Below are 16,962 nucleotides of genomic sequence, written 5' to 3'. Positions count from 1 at the left end.
AGGTACAAAATCAGTACAGTACGCATTCGGGAGTACTCACATGGCAACTTTAGTTAAAACTTCTTCAGGAACCTGGAAAGCCGTTATTCGAAAAACCGGCTGGCCGACGACGTCCAAAACTTTTCGTCTCAAACGCGATGCCGAGGATTGGGCAAGACGCACTGAAGATGAAATTGTGCGTGGCGTCTACATCAAACGTTCCTCGTCCGAACGACTCACCATTGAAGAAGCATTAAAACGCTACCTGGCAGAAATCTCACCGACCAAACGACCGGCGACCGCTGCCTGTGATGCAAGACATTCCAAACCGATTATCAAAGCACTGGGGAAATACTCCCTGGCCGCCCTGACTCCAGAAATCATTGCCAAGTATCGAGACGACCGGTTAGCTGGCCTGGACCGTTGCGACGCCAGAGGTAACCCTGCACCCAAACCGCGCTCACCTAATACCGTGCGAATAGACCTGGCCCTGCTCAGTCACCTGTACAACATTGCGATTAAAGAATGGGGTATCGGCCTGGCAATTAACCCGGTCCAGAATATTCGTAAGCCCTCCCCGCCTTCTGGCCGGGAACGACGCTTGACTGAGGAAGAAGAGCGACAGCTCCTGGACGCCGTTGAGGCACACACTAACCCGATGCTGGCCTGGATTGTTCGTATCGCGCTGGAAACCGGCATGCGTTCCTCTGAAATCACTTCTCTGCGCCGCTCTCAGGTTGATTTGAAAAAGCGTGTGGTTTTCCTGGTCGAAACCAAAAACACCATGCCGAGAACCGTTCCGCTTTCTCTCCTGGCGTTAGAATCCTTTAAGCAGGCAATTAATAATCCGGTACGCCCTATTGATACCGACTTGATTTTCTTTGGTGAACCAGGCAAAGACGGCAAACGACGCCCCTACAACTTCAACAAGGTGTGGATGAAGATTAAAGCCAAGATTGGCCTGAAGGATTTTAAATTCCACGACTTGCGCCACGAGAGCGTCAGCCGTTTGGTTGAAGGCGGATTGAGTGATCAGCAAGTTGCCGCCATCAGCGGCCATAAATCGATGCAGATGCTACGCCGCTATACCCACCTAAGAGCCGAAGACCTAGTTGAAGAACTGGACGCGATTGCTAAAGGGAAAAAGGCTTAGACAACACCGCCCCTCAAGTGTCAATGAAATGAGGATTAGGCCGATGTGTCCTGGATGTGAGCAATGGACAAGTCTGGTTTATTGACACTTGGGGGGCCGGTACGTTTCAGCCACCAATATCCATAACAATTCAATACTGCCTAAATCATTTTTAAACAGACGCATGTTAGTTTAAACATGATTTAAAACTTTCTGTCGGATTAGGAAACTATGTCTATTCCTTGATCGTTTGTTAAGCCTCTTATTCAGGAGACAAATAGCCTCTCAGCAACTCTTCCAATTGCTCTTTTAAAACCTTTGATTTGGTTACTGTAAACTCATAAAAGTTTTGCTGCTTGTCATATACCTGATCAACGTGTTTCCCCTGTAAACCAGGCAACTTTGATACATTCATAGCTCCTTGGTATTGGCGAACTTGTTTATCGATTTCTATAGCAAACTCTTCAATTTCTTTACTGACCGATGCATCCAGCCAAAGCTTTTCAGCCTCAAAACTATTACGAAACTCCTCCACAGCATCGTTGAATTCATGAAATTTGTTTTCATCAGTCGCCAAGAGGATTTTTCTCGAGCAACTCAACAAGTCTGCCAATTTAGAGTAAATTTTCTCAATCGCGTCGATCTTTTTCTCATGATACTTAGACAGCTTAATTTGATACTCAATGGTGCCCTTTTCCAACTGACGTTTAATGCTTTCGGTCTCTGATGTAATCACTCGGTTCTGTTCTTTTATGTCTTCAAAAGCAAGTTTAATAGCTGTTAATTCACCCGATTTTTTGAATAGAGCTACGCAATATACACAGACAACTGCAATCAAAAAGATAAAAAGATTGAGATATATGAGCTTATCGTTCGAATCTATAATTGCATTAGCTATAGCTTGTAATTCTTCGTATTTCATTATTTCTCCATTGAGGCTTAACGCCTCAGTCAGCGGACGGCTGCACTGACTTGTTATGCGTGACCTGTGAATGTAGATGATCGATATGCCGCTGCAAACGTACATGCCAAAAATAAAAACCAAATCCTGAAATGAGAACACCCAAAGCGCCTCCAAGAACGCTTATGTTTCTCGCCCATTGGTATTTTTCCAATTTCGAATTGATTGTGAATCTTTTGGCAGGGTTTGCATCAAGCAGTGCGCCAGTCTCTACCTTCAATTTCTCGGACTCTTGAAGTATTGCATCAAGTTCCTTTTTCTGAGATTCAGACAGAGAGTTAATATCGCCTTGGACGCTATTGTAAATGGCTATTCCTTCATTTGTTTTCGCTGCAAACCTTCCGTATGCCTCCGCTCCCTCAAACATCATATTTATATATTCTTCATTGGACTCGAAAAAGGCATCGAAATCGTTGGAAGCATTCCACCAAAATGCACCCGATGACCCGGCAATTAGAAGCCCAAGCACAGCGAAAAATTTATATAAATTGTCTGTTGGAGGAGAAATCATCTGTCACTTACCTTAATACATAACGCCGCGCTCTGCGGCAAATTTGAAGCGCAGCGGAAAATTTGTCCGACAGCAGCGCTTTGTTAAGCGTGGCTTGAAGTTCAGTAACTTTTAATTTTAGGAAGCGCAAAGTTTGAAAAACCTGAAAAATCTGGATAAATGGTTGAGTGCCTGTATCCAAAAAGCTTGTCTAGTCGCTTTCGAATATCTTCTTTGGCACTCGCCTTAATTCTGAAGGTGTATAGTGCTCCAGGCCCGGCACCTTTTCCTTTAGCGGGATCAAATACATGAGGTCTTGCAGCAACACAGCACGCTTCGCGCGCTTCTGCTATAGGCCACCAACCTTCTTTGAAATTGGGAGATTTAGGAAACTGAAATTTTTTTCCATCGGGTTTGTTGGTCGATGGAACACCACCGAAAAGAAACCCACCATTTTGAGCCGCTATTCTTGCGTCCAAGTTTGCTGGCTTCCATGCAAAGACTGAAGTATTCCATTCTTTGCTATCGATTCCTTCACTTCGATCCTGCTTCCAAGGACGATTATAATCATCCTCCCAAGATCGATATTCGTCATTTTCATTTATTAGACGATCAGTTACATCGAACGCAAAAAGCCTGGCGTCTTTATCTTCATGGATTCTTGTCCCGTTGCTCCATTTCTCTTCAACAGCGAACCAAGCGCCAACCCAAGCATTGAAAGTAATATCAATTAATCTTGTTGGAGCACCGTAGTGCTGCAACATAGCAAGTTGATTTAATATTGATAACCGTCCTGTTTGAGACGAAGAGTGCAACCCCCAGCGATGAAGCTCTACAAGTATCTCGCTTTCTTCTTTAGCTATTTCGGCTTCAGTAAGAACCTTTCCTTTTGTCAGATTAGCCCTTCTATATAAAGAGCTATGCAGAGCCCAGCTTGCATCGATTTGCCCACGCCAAGCAAACTTGATGTTCTTTGAAACTGCTTTTTCCATTACTTGATTGACGACTTTTAAAAGTCCATCGAAATCTGCGATTTCCACCTCAAAGGGCTTCCAAAAATCCTCTACCTTCAATTCAAAATCCTTTTACGCTTAACAGTGTCTTTTCAGCAGACATTGTCTTTATAATATTTTCAGAAAATACAGATACCATAGCAGTAGCATACTGTTCTGTAAGTCTTATCTTTCCTTGCACTCACAAATTGCGGAACACGTCTGCATAGTCATAAGTGCTCACCTAAGTTCATAATCTTCTATTACGGAAAATTGGTCAATATATGACAAGAGAATGTGGTCAGGAATTCAATGTTGGGTGATTTCTGCGCACTTGCGAGTTAACACTTTCGTTTCATAAGCTGTCGTTACGACTCTCAAGTGCCCCTCATATGTCAATAACTCCACCAGAGCCACAGTAATACACTTCTCTATTATCTTCATAAACTCATATATGACACTTGAGGGGCACATTCACGGCAACTGAGTAGCCATAGAATGTAATCACTTAACAACAATAGTGATTTAAATCACAAATACACATGCAACTAAAAGAAAATCATGGTAGGTGATTCTTGCAAGTTAAGCGTATTTCACCCGAATTAATCTAACTCTACGTACTATCTCACTCACTTGATGTCACTCCTCTCTCTTTATTTATAAATCCAGAACAAAAACAATTTTTACAATTAAAACAAAACGATAAAAAATTAACTTTATCACTATAGATATCGATGTTCGATATACCGAAATCTAGAAAGCTCAAAATCAGAAAAGACTAGATTTTAGCCGCTAAAAAACCAACAAAATAAACTCAAAAGATCTACGATATATCGAAAAATTGAAGCTAAAATTCACAAACGTGATGTTAAAGTGCAGTTTACAGCCCAAGAGCCTTATGCATAGACTATCTCAAAGTCAATAGAGAGACTGACAAAGGAGAACGGTATGGGTACAGAACATCGCAACATAACGGCTAAGGAAAATACAATGACCACTGAGGAAAGCCTCTACAACCACTATGGAGGATCTCCGCTGCTTTCATTTACTCAGGTTGCAGAGATCCTGCATCGCAGTCCTGAAGGCTTGAGGATTACACTTCGCACAAATTGCGAACTGGCCAATAAGCTAAAACCAAACCGGATAAAAATTGGCAGACGGGTTTATTTCAAAGTCTCCGATATAGCCAACTTAATTGACCAGGCCATCCCGGACAATATGGAGGCTTGATATGTCGGATTACGTCAAAGAGCTGCAAGCCTGGATTATCCAGCGCCAGCTCAAAACTCGCCCTCCTACCAAACAGGAAGTCCTTGCGACCTTCCTTGGCGTTCAACCCTTCGTCGAGGAAAGCATTGAGGCCGGATATAACCTCAAAACCATTTGGGAGTACCTGACGGAGCAGCAACGTATCTCGTTCCGCTATGAAACATTTCTGCGCTACGTAAAGCAGTACATCACGACGGCCCCCAAGCCCTGCACAACCAATAAGCCAGCGAAAGAGAAGCAGAACGTTTCTCGCAAGATCAGCGGATTTTCGTTTGATGCCAAGCCAAATACGCAGGACTTGATATGAATACGCAGCCACGCTGTTTACCCGCTGTCAGCTCGCAGTCGCGACGCTACCAACGCGCAACACCGACACAACTTTGTGTGTTTTTCGCCTGTATTGATGTGGTTTGTTCGTGTTTTTGCCTGCTTTGGGGCTGGTTTACGCGCAATTGCGCGACAGCAGCGCAGCATACCTGCGGTATCCAAAACACTGTTGCGGGCGATATTGCGGGCAGGATAGGTGAAGTGGTCCCCCCGACAAGTCGGCGGTTACCACTTCACTTCCCTTATTCGCGCCAGGGCGCTCAACGGTAATCCTGCCCTGCGGGGCCGATTCAGTAACAGACGGTTCGAGACGGAGACAACACATGAATCATGCAGAGAAAGTCACCAGGAAGAATACGACGCCAATCAAAGTCTATTGCCTGCCGGAAGAGCGTGAACAGATTGAAGCCAACGCCAAACAAGCCGGGCTGAGCGTATCCACTTACCTGCGCAGAATTGGTCAGGGACGCCAAGTGAAAAGCGTCGTTGATGCACAGCAGGTGCGAGAACTGGTTAAGGTCAATGGCGATCTTGGCCGCCTTGGCGGTTTACTCAAACTCTGGCTGACCAACGATGTTAAAGCCGCCCAAATCGGTGTGCCGACCATCAAGGCCGTGCTGAACCGAATTGATACCACCAAAGATCAGATGAGCACCATCATGGAGTCGGTCCTGCGCCAAAGGTGATAGTCATGATTGTTAAACACATTCCGATGCGTTCCACGCACAAATCTGATTTTGCCGGCTTAATCAATTACCTCACCGATGCTCAGAGCAAAGAGCACCGCTTGGGACACGTAAAGCTGACGAACTGCCACGCCGATTCCGTCCGGGACGCAATCAGCGAAGTGCTTGCTACTCAGCAGTCGAACACCCGGGCAAAGAACGATAAAACCTATCACCTGATCATCAGCTTCCGAGCCGGTGAACAGCTTGAGCAGGACGTGCTTTCAGAGATTGAAAAACGTGTGTGTGACAGCCTTGGATTTAGCGATCATCAACGTATCAGCGCCGTTCACAACGACACCGACAACCTGCATATCCATGTTGCCATCAATAAGATTCATCCCACGCGCCACACCATGCATGAACCGTATGCCGCCTATAGAACCTTGGCCGAACAATGTGAGCAGTTAGAAAAAGCGTTTGGACTCCAGCAGGACAATCACACACCGCAGCAAACTCACAACGCTGCGCGAGCCGCCGACATGGAGCGACACTCTGGCATTGAAAGCCTGGCTGGTTGGATTAAACGTGAGTGCTTACAAGAGATGAAAGCCGCCCAAACCTGGGCTGAACTGCACGATACCTGCCGCACACATAGCCTAACGCTATCGGCCAAAGGTAATGGCTTGGTTTTCTCGGCTGACAGTGGCATCACGGTCAAAGCCAGTACGGTTGCGCGCGATCTCTCAAAGCCCAAATTAGAAACTCGATTCGGCGTGTTCCAATCGGCTCAGACCGATAGCAATCACTCCGGCCAATCCGCGCAGCGCAATTACCAAAAGCAGCCGCTAAAAACACGCATCGATACCAGCGAGCTGTATGCACGCTATCAGCGTGAGCAAAAGGCTCTCGCAACTCATAAGGCCACCGCTTTAGAGCAGCTTCGCCACAAGAAAAACCAGCAAATCATCAACGCCAAAAATAACAACAAGGTTCGCCGAGCCGCCATCAAACTGACCGGCAGCGGTCGATTTACCAAACGTGTGCTGTATTCCCAGGCGAGTCAGGCACTGCAAAACAACTTGGCCTCTATCCATAAACAATACCAACAAGAACGCCAACAGGTTTATCAAACTCACAGCAAGCGCACCTGGGCCGACTGGCTGAAACACCAAGCGCAACAAGGTGACCAAACCGCATTAGCCGCGTTGCGAGCGCGAGAAGCAGCTCAAACACTGAATGGCAACACGCTCCAGGGGAACGGACAGACGCGCAAAGACCAGAGCAGTGTGATCGATTCAATCACCAAAACCGGCACCGTTCTGTTTCGCTCCAAAAATGGCGCAGTACGTGACGATGGTCAGCGCCTCCAGGTTTCGACCCAATCCGATTCTGAAGCGATAACTCAGGCGCTGAAAATAGCCCTAGAGCGTTATGGCAATCAAATTAGCGTCAATGGTTCTCCGGAGTTTAAAGCTCGTGTGATCCGCGCAGCGGCAGACACCGGCCTGCCTCTTACTTTCAGCGATAAAGGTCTGGAACAACGTCGATTAGCTTTGCTGTCTGCCAACCATCAGGCCACACCGGCTAAGGCTCAACGCCGTGGTGTTCCGCCGATTGGCAAAGCGCCGCCTGGCATCAGGCGCAACACGCTCAGCACTCTTTCTCAGCTTGATGTCATGCGTTTTGACAAACCACAGGAGCAAAGGCCATCGGCGCTGGAACAACGCAAAGCGCAACTGCGCGCTGAAATGGCTCAGAAAAAACAGAAACAAGCCAAGAAGAGCAGAAGTCGATAAACCACTTAAACGTCAGTAAGGAATACACGATGAACATCAGCACAAAAATTTTAGCGGCTAAAATTCGTCTTTTAGCACTCGGCGGGATCATGGCGCACGCCAGCCCTGTTTGGTCCGGTATACCGGTGGCCGACGGCGTTAACCTACAACAAAACATCATTTCGGCGATGGAAGCCGTGACGCAGACCGCCAAACAAATCCAGCAGTATCAGTCCCAATTGCAGCAATATGAAAACATGCTGCAAAACACTATGGCTCCGGCTTCCTACATCTGGGACCAGGCTCAATCCACAATTCATGACCTGACTCAGGCGACTAATACACTCTCCTATTACCAGAATCAGCTTGGCAGTCTGGACGAGTATCTAGGCAAATTTCAGGATGTGGCCTACTACCGCAGTTCACCTTGCTTTTCCTCGTCAGGATGCAGTGAAACGGAAAGGACAGCCATGATCCAAAACCGTCGCTTAGCGTCTGAATCCCAGAAAAAAGCCAACGACGCGTTATTCAACAACCTGGCACTCCAGCAAGACAACTTACAAACCGATGCCCGTCAGCTTCAGCGATTGCAGTCAGCCGCTCAGGGAGCTGATGGTCAGATGGCCGCCATCGGTTATGCCAATCAACTTGCCAGTAACCAGGCTAACCAACTGCTGCAAATCCGCAGTTTATTGATTGCTCAGCAAAACGCTGTGGGCGCTCGGATGCAGGCAGACGCCGATAAAGAGGCACTGCAACAAGCGGCCCACGAAGCACTTTTTGATTTTGGTTCGCCAACCGACCGTTCCCAAAACAGAGGGTTTTAAGCATGAAAATTACTTCATCTATCGCTTTATGCCTGTTCACATCATTACTTCTGCTTGGCTGTGACCAATCTCAAGATATCAAGAATATCGATTGCGACTCCCCGAACCTGACAAAAGCCGAAAAACAACAAGCCAACTGCTTTTGGAACATGGGTGACCCTACCGATCGCAGCCAGAATAAGGGGTTCTGATCATGAAGGTTCGTCAGGTAATTTCCTTGGGCTTGATTATCCCTTCGGCAGCCGCCCATGCTGCCATTGATAACAACGGTGTGCTGGATGATGTCGCATTACAGTTCATGACGGTCGCCAGCACCTGGACTGACGTGATAACCAACTATGCCAGTTGGCTGTTCTGGCTGCTTGGTACTATCTCTCTGGTTTGGACCGGAGGAACCCTCCTCCTCCGTCAAGCGGATATCAGAGAATTCTTTGCCGAGTTTATCCGCTTCATAATGACGTTCGGCTTCTTTCTGTGGCTGCTACGTAATGGCCCTGAGTTTGCCACGTCCATCATCGATTCTTTGAGAATCATTGGTGCAGAAGCTGCGGGGTTACCCCGTGAACTGACACCATCTGAGCCGATCAGCATTGCTCTGGATATTGTGGCTAAATCAAGCAATGCCTACAGCTTTTCCAGCCCCTTCGATAGCTTGGCGATCTTTATCATCACCCTGCTGATTGTCGTTTGTATGACAATCGTTTCTGCCAACGTATTAGTGGCCTTGGTGTCGGCCTGGGTACTTTGTTATGCAGGAATCTTTGTCCTCGGCTTTGGCGGCTCGCGCTGGACTTCCGATATCGCCATTAACTATTTCCGTAACGTCCTTGGCCTGGCGTTAAAACTCATGACGATGACTCTCATGATCGGCATTGCGATGTCCATCATGGATTCATTCCTGGTCAACCTTTCTTACGACGCACCCATGCGAGAGCTGCTGGTTATTTTCATTGTTGCTCTGGTCCTGGTGCTACTGATCCATTCCGTTCCCAATATCGTTGCCGGTCTAATCCCTGGCGCAGGGGCCGCTGCCAGTTCGGGCAACATCAGTGCTGGAGCAATGGCCGGGGCCGCAATGACCACTGGGGGAATGGCCGCTGGTGCAGTCATGAGTACTGCCGGTGGCGCATCCGCCCTTCAAGCTGCGTTTAAGTCGGCGACCAACTCAGAGATGGCTGAGATGATGACAGGCTCAATTGGCAGCGATTCTGCCAAGTCCGAAGAACCAGGTACAGGTGACACACCGTTTGCCAGAGCCGCAGGTATGGGGCGTGAATCGCATTGAGTTTTCGCTGGCCGAAGCACGGTTGGCGGAAGAAATCACACACCGAAGTTCTGAGAGAACAGGTCCCAGGATTTCACCATTAGGCATAGAGGAGAACAAGCATGGAACTACATTTCCCACCACAAAACTGGACCGACTTTGGCGCATTTTTCGCGGTCATGTTTCTAGTGATGCTGGCGTTTTATTTTGCTGGTCAGTGGGCACATTCAACCAAATACAGTAAGCAGCTTTATCGCTTAGCTGACGTGCTGGAAGGGATTCAAAACAAAGTGGTAAACAAGGCGTATCGAGGAATGATGTCGTTGAATAAGCAAACCAACAAAACCAGAGGTTGGCCGTTCAAGTAACGCAAATCATAAAGACACACAGGCCGGTGCTCGCAACACCGGCCCGCATTTTCACATTAACCTTCCTGAGAGGTATAACATGACAATAAAACATTATAGAGCACCTAACACAGAGTTAAAGAGCTTAAAAATCACTCTATCCTATGTATCTTGTGAGGACTGATAGCATGTCACGCAAGAACACTAAGACAACACCAACAGCAATCAAAGGCTATTCCCCTGAAGTACGTGTAGTTCTGCGAGTAGTAAAACAAGGTAGCGTGCCAGAGGCTACTCGCCGTTTGATAGACAAGCTGAAGCACTTTCAGGACAAACCCTTTATTCTCAGGTCACTAAATTCACTGATTAGTCCTCACAGAGATATGCAACGCCGCGTAAGAGTCAGAGCGTTTCGGGTCTTAACGGTTCTAATCAGTTATATGGATTGGGCAACATTCCGCATTGGAGTCCCAAAGACTGCATTTAATGATCCAGTCAAACACCGAGCCATGATCAAGCGATATGAAAAAATGTATAACGAAACAATGCCTGAATCCTCTTGGTTTCGTTATATCGATAAATTAATGCAAGCGGGCTATTTCAATAGTGCCAACATGGATATTCGTAACCAAGACGGTCAAATTCGTGGGACGGCTGGACTTAAATGGTTAACCATGAAACTGATGAAAGAACTTCGTATCAAATCGGGCTGGTTGGATGAACAAAGAAATCATGCGCTGGAGCGGTTAAAAAAGTCAGGTCGGTGTAACGTATGGCCTACCTATTTCAGTAAAATGGCCCAGAAGAAACGAGTTAAAGCGATAGTGGACGAAGCCACACAAACAGAATCATTCCAGGGGCAATTTGATACAGGCTTAACACCGCTCGATTTGAGATACCCACCCATTCATTAGTACGCCCTAATTTTTTATGCCAATTAGCTTTGGTCGACTTGTCACGTCTTCAAATCAGCCATCAACGCTAACGCTCAAGTTTTAACCTGAATATATCTAAAATCTTGCACCGTATCCCTCTGACATAACTCAGTTGAGTCTGTTAAACAGACTTCATTTTGATGTACCTACAAGCGTTCCGAAAAAATGAGAGTTGATAAAAGAATCCGGTATAAAAAGTGGTTACTTCATTAACCTAACGGTTAAGCTCTATCACTGGTTTATTCATGCCTCGTCCCTCGTCATGAATAAACTTTTTAAGTAGGTATTGAAGGTTTACGCTGCGCTATGCCCAAAGGGGCAAGCCCCTCTGGACTCCCATTGGAAGCTTGGTCACCTGCTATCGGCATAGGTTACTTATTGAGCATTAGTGCACATGGTGAGATGATGGTTTGAACGCCAAGAAGAGAATGAATTAAACCACTGAGATCAACGTAGCTAGCTCAGTAGAGGTAACATGAAAAGAAAAGCACCCAATACAGAGCCACCACGCCCCCTCACAGAGGCCGAAAAGGACAACTTGAGGAAAGATATGCAGGAGTCGTCAAAATGGGCCAGAGAGGAGCTGAGAAAGAGAAAAGAAGCCAGAGCACCTCGTTCTGAGTATCTAGATCATGATGGTCCAAGACCACTCACTCCTGAAGAGATTGAAGATCTACGCCAGGACATGAAAGATGCGTCGGCAAAGATGCAAAAAGTGTTGGAAAAAAGAGGCAGGACTAAACGATCATAATTTGATTGATCACAAATAAATCCAAACTAGATGTCCAGTTTTAAGAGGATAAAACCTCACCATCAACCAGCACTATTATCAAGATAGCTATTCTTATGATATCTAAAAGAAAAATGTAGTATGTTGTAGCATACAACATACTACAACATACTACAACATACTACATGACAACTCATATTCTTTTAGAGGTTCTGAAAGAGATCGAAACCATATAAATGAACTTTGTCAGTTCGATAAAATGTCTTCTGCACTAATAGCAACTTCTCATTTGGCGTTTTTCTGAATAATCGTAGCTAATCATGGAGAACACGACATAAAGAAATCGCGTCAAAATCAGAGGTAATCATGAGTGATTCAACAACAGAAAATATTGTCGATTTCGGGCTGTTTACATACGGTCGGGAATACTACGAATCTGCACAAATACTGAAAGAAAATCACGCAACTTCAAACGCCTACTACATCTTGCTGGCGCTGGCTATCGAATGCTTTCTAAAGAGCATAAGAACTACGGTCATGTGGAGTGGAAGTGTTGCGAACAAGGTCCAACACACGAAAAATGTTCACGATCTAGCAAAGATATACCATAAAATCAAAGTCAACTATCCAGAAGATGCGGCCTGGCTAGAACAAAAGTACGCGGGTCAATTCCGGCGTTCACTTAAAGCTGATATTGAATTGAACAAAGACGTTTTTACTTTGCGCCGTTACCCTTACTCTAATAAAGGCGAAATTCCTAAAATGCCACTGCCCCAAACAAGAGAAGAGCTTTTGTACGGGATGCAATATAAAAATGACATTGCCGTGTATGTAACGCATCTGGAAGATGTAGCGCAGTTTTTCAACGACTCGTTATCACGTCATTTTTCTTAATCTCAACCTACGTTCTAAGAGATAAGGACAATCTCAATATGAAACAAAACTCATCAACTTATTGACGGGGACCCACGGACGTTCAATTTATTAGAAAAGTACGGCTTACTGGGACCAGTGACCAAGTTTACACATTCTCCAGCATACAAACAGCCGTAATTTTTTTACGGCTGTTACATGGCATGCTATAGTCAGCGAGAACTATCACCATCAGCACTGGATTACATAATGCTAGTAAAACTCTCAGTTAAGAACTTTAGAAACTTTGAAGATTGGTTTGAAATCGATCTAAAAAGCGAGCGCTCTTATGAGTTCAACAGCCATGTTGTGGAAAATGACACTGTGAAGCATGGGGTTATTTATGGCGTAAATGGTGGTGGTAAATCTAACCTTGGCCTAGCGATTCTTGATATTACTGCACATCTAACTGATAACATCATAAGTTCAGGTCTAAAACAAAACTATTTAAATGCTAAATTAAATTCTGGCATGGCCGAATTTATCTATGAGTTTTGCATTAATGGTTATACTGTTATTTATAAATACGGTAAAGAAGATTGTGACACGACCATTTATGAGAAACTATCGATAAATGATAAATTGGTAATTGAATTTGATCGTAGAAATTCAAATCTCGCTACATTTAATCTAGATGGTTCAGAAACTTTAAAGAATGATTTTAGTGGAAGAAATATATCACCTATAAAGTTCCTAAAATCAAATGCTTTGCTCGATGACAACAAAATAAATAATATATTTGAGAAATTTATAAACTTTGTTGATGGTATGGTTTTTTTCAGAACACTCACAAAGTCACAAGAGTTCTATGGACAGCCATTAACTCAGCAACGAGTATCTCAATCTATTATTGAGCAAAGTAAACTTGAAGATTTCGAAAAATTCCTCAATGAATCCGGAGTTAGTTGTAAACTTAAACAGTCCGGAGTCAAAGGAGAAGAAATAATTGAATTTGATTTTGGGAAGAAAAGTATAGAGTTTTCTCAAGCAGCATCGACAGGAACTATTTCTCTGGGAAATTTTTACTACTGGTATCTAAAGCTTTCCTCTGGTGAAATTTCATTTGCTTATATAGATGAGTTTGATGCTTACTACCATTTTTCATTGTCTAGAAAAATCGTAGATAAGATTTCCAGCACAAACTGCCAATCTATAATTACTACTCATAACAGCTCGCTAATGTCTAACGATATCCTGCGGCCAGACTGTTACTTTGTTCTCGAAGAAAATGGACTCAAGCCTCTACACCAGCTTACCAGTAGAGAAATTAGAAAAGCGCACAATCTAGAAAAAATGTATCGTTCTGGAGCTTTTGATGAGTAGTTATGTACTATGCATTTTTGAAGGTCAGAAAACCGAGCAAAATATTGCAGAAAATCTATGTAAATATTTCCTGAATGACGGTGACAAAGTAATTTTACGTGCATCTTATGGCTTCAATATTTATCAACTTTTTGAATCTGTATCTCAAGATGAATTCTTTGATACATACGAACTTATCGTTGAACAATTAAAAAAAAGAAAAACGCCTCTTTTACAAGAAGAAGAGAAAGTTATTGCTATTGAAGATCCAAGTAAAATCAGTGATATTTACTTATTTTTTGATTATGACTGTCATTGTAGTAATGCAAATGATGAAAAACTATCGGAAATGCTTAAAACATTTAATGATTCACAAGACCGAGGGCTTCTCTGTGTTAGCTATCCGATGGTTGAAGCTATACGGCACCAATTTAATGAATCACCTCTAGAGACATTGCATTCTATCGAAGAATTAGATCAATACAAAAAATGGATAAATACTAACAAAACATTGAGTCAACGTTACTTTAATTGGGGATTATATGACTTAATAACTTGGAAGGAAATTATAAACCAGCATCTAATTAGAGCTAACTACTTAATCACTGATTTATTAGAGCTTCCTAAAAACCAAATAGAACAGCTAATTATTTTCAATACACAGATTGAAAAACACATACCAGAGAAAAAGGTTGCTGTTATATCCTCATTTCCTCTAATGTTATTTGAATACTATGGCTCAAATCTTATCGAGAGAATCACCACTTAAGTTTAAAATGCTCACCATACGCACATGTCCTCGTGAACTAGCATTCGACTATTTCCTGGACTTTAAGCCCTTTAAAAGAAGCAGAAACAACGAATTAGGGTGAAGAGCTGAAGTAATCATCAAAGTATGCCAAAGAGAAATTGAGTTAGCGCAAAAATCCAAAGGACAATAATTGACCATATCATGATTATTCGCCATTATGCATAACAACATTATTTTTAATGATATTATGCTATGTCAAAACAAGATAAAACAACGAATGAATCTCAAAAGAACCAAAGCACTCAGGAACCTTCAGAAATAGTTATAGCTTTAGTTTCTGCTGTTGGCTGTGATTTAGGACACTTCACTAGATTAATAGAAGAAGAGTTAGATTTATACGATTTTTCTTCTACAAAAATTCGAGTTTCTACGGACTTCTTACATACATTAGAAACACCAAACGGTTCACTTACTAAACTTCAACTAATAGATCATCTAATGACCGTTGGTAACAATTATCGATCAATTTGTGAGAATAATGGAGCTTTAGCTTATGCTGCCATAGCAAAAATAGCAGAGAAGAGGGCTGAATTTTTGGGTAATTACGAGTCTAAGCCATTAGAAAAAAGAGCTTGGATAGTTAGATCATTAAAGCACCCAGAAGAAGTGAAAGTATTAAGAGATACATATGGAGATAGACTTTTTCTAATTGGTATACATTCTAGTGAAGAAAAAAGAAGAAGAACGTTAAGTAATAAAAAAAGAAAGGCAGATCCTGAAAATATAATAGACAAACTAATATCTCGAGATACAGAAGAAAAATCCGGACATGGCCAGCACACACGAGATACATTTCATTTATCAGATTTCTTTATAGATGAAGACCAAAACTCAGATAAAAATAAAGCAGATATTGAAAGAGTATTTAAATTAATATTTAATCATCCTTATACAACACCAACATTTGATGAATATGCAATGTATATGGCCTTCTCTGCTTCTGTTAGATCTGGAGATTTATCAAGACAAGTTGGAGCAGTTCTAACTAAAGATAGTAATATCATCTCTACCGGAGCTAATGATGTACCTAAAGCTCAAGGAGGTTTATACTGGCCAATTCTAGATGAAAATAAAACTCATATCATAGACATAAAGAATGGTCGAGATTATACAAGAGGTTTTGATGCAAATAAGAATGCTATTCATGAGCTTGCAAATGACATACTTGAAAAATTCGATCTGAACAATATTAGTGATAAATATTCACTGACAGAAGAAGAAAAAAACAGCCTAAAAGACTCCATATTTAATAAAATAATAAAATCTAAGTTAAAAGATATTACAGAGTATGGGAGAATCGTTCACGCTGAAATGGAAGCCATATTATCTTGTGGTCGTTCCAATAATAGCACCATCGATACAACTTTATATTGTACAACATTTCCTTGCCATAATTGCGCCAAACATATTATAGCAGCTGGTGTGATGAGAGTAGTATATGTTGAGCCGTATGCAAAAAGTAAAGCATTCGAATTTCATAACGATTCTATATCCGAAGAAAAAGAAGACGGGAAAGTACTTTTTGAACCTTTTGTGGGCGTAGGACCTAGAAGCTTTCTTGATTTATTTTCTATGAATCTAGGAAGTGGGATGAAAATGAAAAGGAAAGATTCTCAGGGAAAAGTGTTAGACTGGTCTAAAGAATCCGCTAAACTTAGACTAGCTCAGAGCGATTTCAGCTATCTTAAAGAAGAAGATCATGCTTGCTATGTCATGTCACAACAGCTTGACATGTACAAAAATCACTCACTAGACAACTCGTAAGTAGGACCATTATTATGAAAAAAGTTGACAACCAATCATTGCTGAAACACTTGGAAAAAGTTAATGAGAAAGCTTCTCATTGGCCTCAATGGCAACAGCAACTACTTAATATGCGAGTTTCAAACACACAAAAGACGAAACCACATTCAAAAACTGTTCAATCTTAAGTTCTAGTTACTATCTATTGCTAAAGCCACTAATGTATAGTGGCTTTTTTGTTTTATACGCACGCAGAAACATAAGACCAATAAACAAAAGAAAGGTACACTAGAGGTACAGTCACTAGTTTTGACAACTTTATAAAAACTACGCTAAACTACTGTTTAGTAAATACTTTAAGGTATTTTTAATTACGCTTAATTTACCTCGGTTTTCCTAGACTTCCTGCGTTAGTGGCTAACTCATAATCGATTGGTCCGCAGTTCAAGTCTGCGAGGGGCCACCATATTCCGAAAGGCTCGTAGAGAAATCTACGGG

At 43.0% G+C, this 16,962-nt stretch carries 19 protein-coding genes; 16 read left to right on the top strand and 3 right to left on the bottom strand.

The window, feature by feature from the left end:
- Window positions 1–40: 40 nt before the first annotated feature.
- The gene (locus R7Z10_RS20120; protein WP_238116004.1) at window positions 41–1,132 is read left to right on the top strand and encodes a site-specific integrase; all 1,092 of its coding nucleotides are present in this window, start codon (window positions 41–43) and stop codon (window positions 1,130–1,132) included.
- 241 nt (window positions 1,133–1,373) lie between these two features.
- On the opposite strand, the gene R7Z10_RS20115 is transcribed toward R7Z10_RS20120, so the two are convergent.
- The 3 genes from R7Z10_RS20115 to R7Z10_RS20105 all read right to left on the bottom strand — a co-directional run bounded on the left by R7Z10_RS20115 (window position 1,374) and on the right by R7Z10_RS20105 (window position 3,635).
- Window positions 1,374–2,033, bottom strand: coding sequence for a hypothetical protein (locus R7Z10_RS20115; RefSeq protein WP_318105774.1), 660 nt, complete (start codon window positions 2,031–2,033; stop codon window positions 1,374–1,376).
- A gap of 25 nt (window positions 2,034–2,058) precedes the next feature.
- Window positions 2,059–2,583, bottom strand: coding sequence for a hypothetical protein (locus R7Z10_RS20110; protein WP_318105772.1), 525 nt, complete (start codon window positions 2,581–2,583; stop codon window positions 2,059–2,061).
- Between the two features lie 101 nt (window positions 2,584–2,684).
- Window positions 2,685–3,635 carry an FRG domain-containing protein gene (locus R7Z10_RS20105; RefSeq protein WP_318105768.1) on the bottom strand — a complete coding sequence of 317 codons (951 nt, stop codon included), beginning with the start codon at window positions 3,633–3,635 and terminating at the stop codon, window positions 2,685–2,687.
- 867 nt (window positions 3,636–4,502) lie between these two features.
- Here R7Z10_RS20105 and R7Z10_RS20100 point away from each other — a divergent pair.
- The 15 genes from R7Z10_RS20100 to R7Z10_RS20030 all read left to right on the top strand — a co-directional run bounded on the left by R7Z10_RS20100 (window position 4,503) and on the right by R7Z10_RS20030 (window position 16,485).
- Window positions 4,503–4,784, top strand: coding sequence for a DNA-binding protein (locus R7Z10_RS20100; RefSeq protein ID WP_318105766.1), 282 nt, complete (start codon window positions 4,503–4,505; stop codon window positions 4,782–4,784).
- 1 nt (window position 4,785) lies between these two features.
- Window positions 4,786–5,130 carry a TraK family protein gene (locus R7Z10_RS20095; protein ID WP_238115990.1) on the top strand — a complete coding sequence of 115 codons (345 nt, stop codon included), beginning with the start codon at window positions 4,786–4,788 and terminating at the stop codon, window positions 5,128–5,130.
- Entirely contained in the window at window positions 5,127–5,420 is a 294-nt protein-coding gene (locus R7Z10_RS20090) for a hypothetical protein (RefSeq protein ID WP_318105759.1), read from the top strand. Before R7Z10_RS20095 ends, R7Z10_RS20090 begins: the two co-directional genes overlap by 4 nt.
- Window positions 5,421–5,473: 53 nt before the next feature.
- Window positions 5,474–5,836 carry a conjugal transfer transcriptional regulator TraJ gene (traJ, locus tag R7Z10_RS20085; protein WP_140354587.1) on the top strand — a complete coding sequence of 121 codons (363 nt, stop codon included), beginning with the start codon at window positions 5,474–5,476 and terminating at the stop codon, window positions 5,834–5,836.
- A 5-nt stretch (window positions 5,837–5,841) separates the two neighbouring features.
- On the top strand, window positions 5,842–7,614 hold the full coding sequence (gene traI, locus R7Z10_RS20080; RefSeq protein WP_318105753.1) for a TraI/MobA(P) family conjugative relaxase: 1,773 nt from the start codon (window positions 5,842–5,844) through the stop codon (window positions 7,612–7,614).
- A 29-nt stretch (window positions 7,615–7,643) separates the two neighbouring features.
- A complete protein-coding gene (trbJ, locus tag R7Z10_RS20075; protein ID WP_193267246.1) occupies window positions 7,644–8,420 on the top strand; it encodes a P-type conjugative transfer protein TrbJ in 777 nt (258 codons plus the stop codon).
- Between the two features lie 2 nt (window positions 8,421–8,422).
- Window positions 8,423–8,611, top strand: coding sequence for a hypothetical protein (locus R7Z10_RS20070; protein WP_213963424.1), 189 nt, complete (start codon window positions 8,423–8,425; stop codon window positions 8,609–8,611).
- Window positions 8,612–8,613: 2 nt separating this feature from the next.
- Window positions 8,614–9,705, top strand: a complete 1,092-nt coding sequence (trbL, locus tag R7Z10_RS20065; RefSeq protein WP_318105747.1) for a P-type conjugative transfer protein TrbL — start codon at window positions 8,614–8,616, stop codon at window positions 9,703–9,705.
- A 101-nt stretch (window positions 9,706–9,806) separates the two neighbouring features.
- Entirely contained in the window at window positions 9,807–10,052 is a 246-nt protein-coding gene (locus R7Z10_RS20060; protein WP_318105744.1) for a hypothetical protein, read from the top strand.
- A gap of 167 nt (window positions 10,053–10,219) precedes the next feature.
- Entirely contained in the window at window positions 10,220–10,945 is a 726-nt protein-coding gene (locus R7Z10_RS20055) for a hypothetical protein (protein WP_318105741.1), read from the top strand.
- A gap of 496 nt (window positions 10,946–11,441) precedes the next feature.
- Complete coding sequence (locus R7Z10_RS20050) at window positions 11,442–11,717, top strand: hypothetical protein (RefSeq protein ID WP_318105738.1); 276 nt, start codon at window positions 11,442–11,444, stop codon at window positions 11,715–11,717.
- A gap of 345 nt (window positions 11,718–12,062) precedes the next feature.
- A complete protein-coding gene (locus tag R7Z10_RS20045) occupies window positions 12,063–12,590 on the top strand; it encodes a hypothetical protein (RefSeq protein WP_318105735.1) in 528 nt (175 codons plus the stop codon).
- A gap of 228 nt (window positions 12,591–12,818) precedes the next feature.
- Window positions 12,819–13,931 carry an ATP/GTP-binding protein gene (locus R7Z10_RS20040; RefSeq protein ID WP_170905481.1) on the top strand — a complete coding sequence of 371 codons (1,113 nt, stop codon included), beginning with the start codon at window positions 12,819–12,821 and terminating at the stop codon, window positions 13,929–13,931.
- Window positions 13,924–14,679: a hypothetical protein gene (locus R7Z10_RS20035; RefSeq protein WP_318105719.1), complete on the top strand. Its 756-nt coding sequence runs from the start codon at window positions 13,924–13,926 to the stop codon at window positions 14,677–14,679. Before R7Z10_RS20040 ends, R7Z10_RS20035 begins: the two co-directional genes overlap by 8 nt.
- Before the next feature lie 234 nt (window positions 14,680–14,913).
- Window positions 14,914–16,485: an anti-phage dCTP deaminase gene (locus tag R7Z10_RS20030; protein WP_318105717.1), complete on the top strand. Its 1,572-nt coding sequence runs from the start codon at window positions 14,914–14,916 to the stop codon at window positions 16,483–16,485.
- Window positions 16,486–16,962: the final 477 nt, after the last annotated feature.

Origin of the sequence: Vibrio sp. Vb1018 (assembly GCF_033338775.1) — a bacterium.
In the GTDB taxonomy this organism is placed as follows: domain Bacteria; phylum Pseudomonadota; class Gammaproteobacteria; order Enterobacterales; family Vibrionaceae; genus Vibrio; species Vibrio alginolyticus.
The sequence above is the reverse complement of the archived record's forward strand: the minus strand, read 5'-3'. Positions and strand labels throughout refer to the sequence as shown.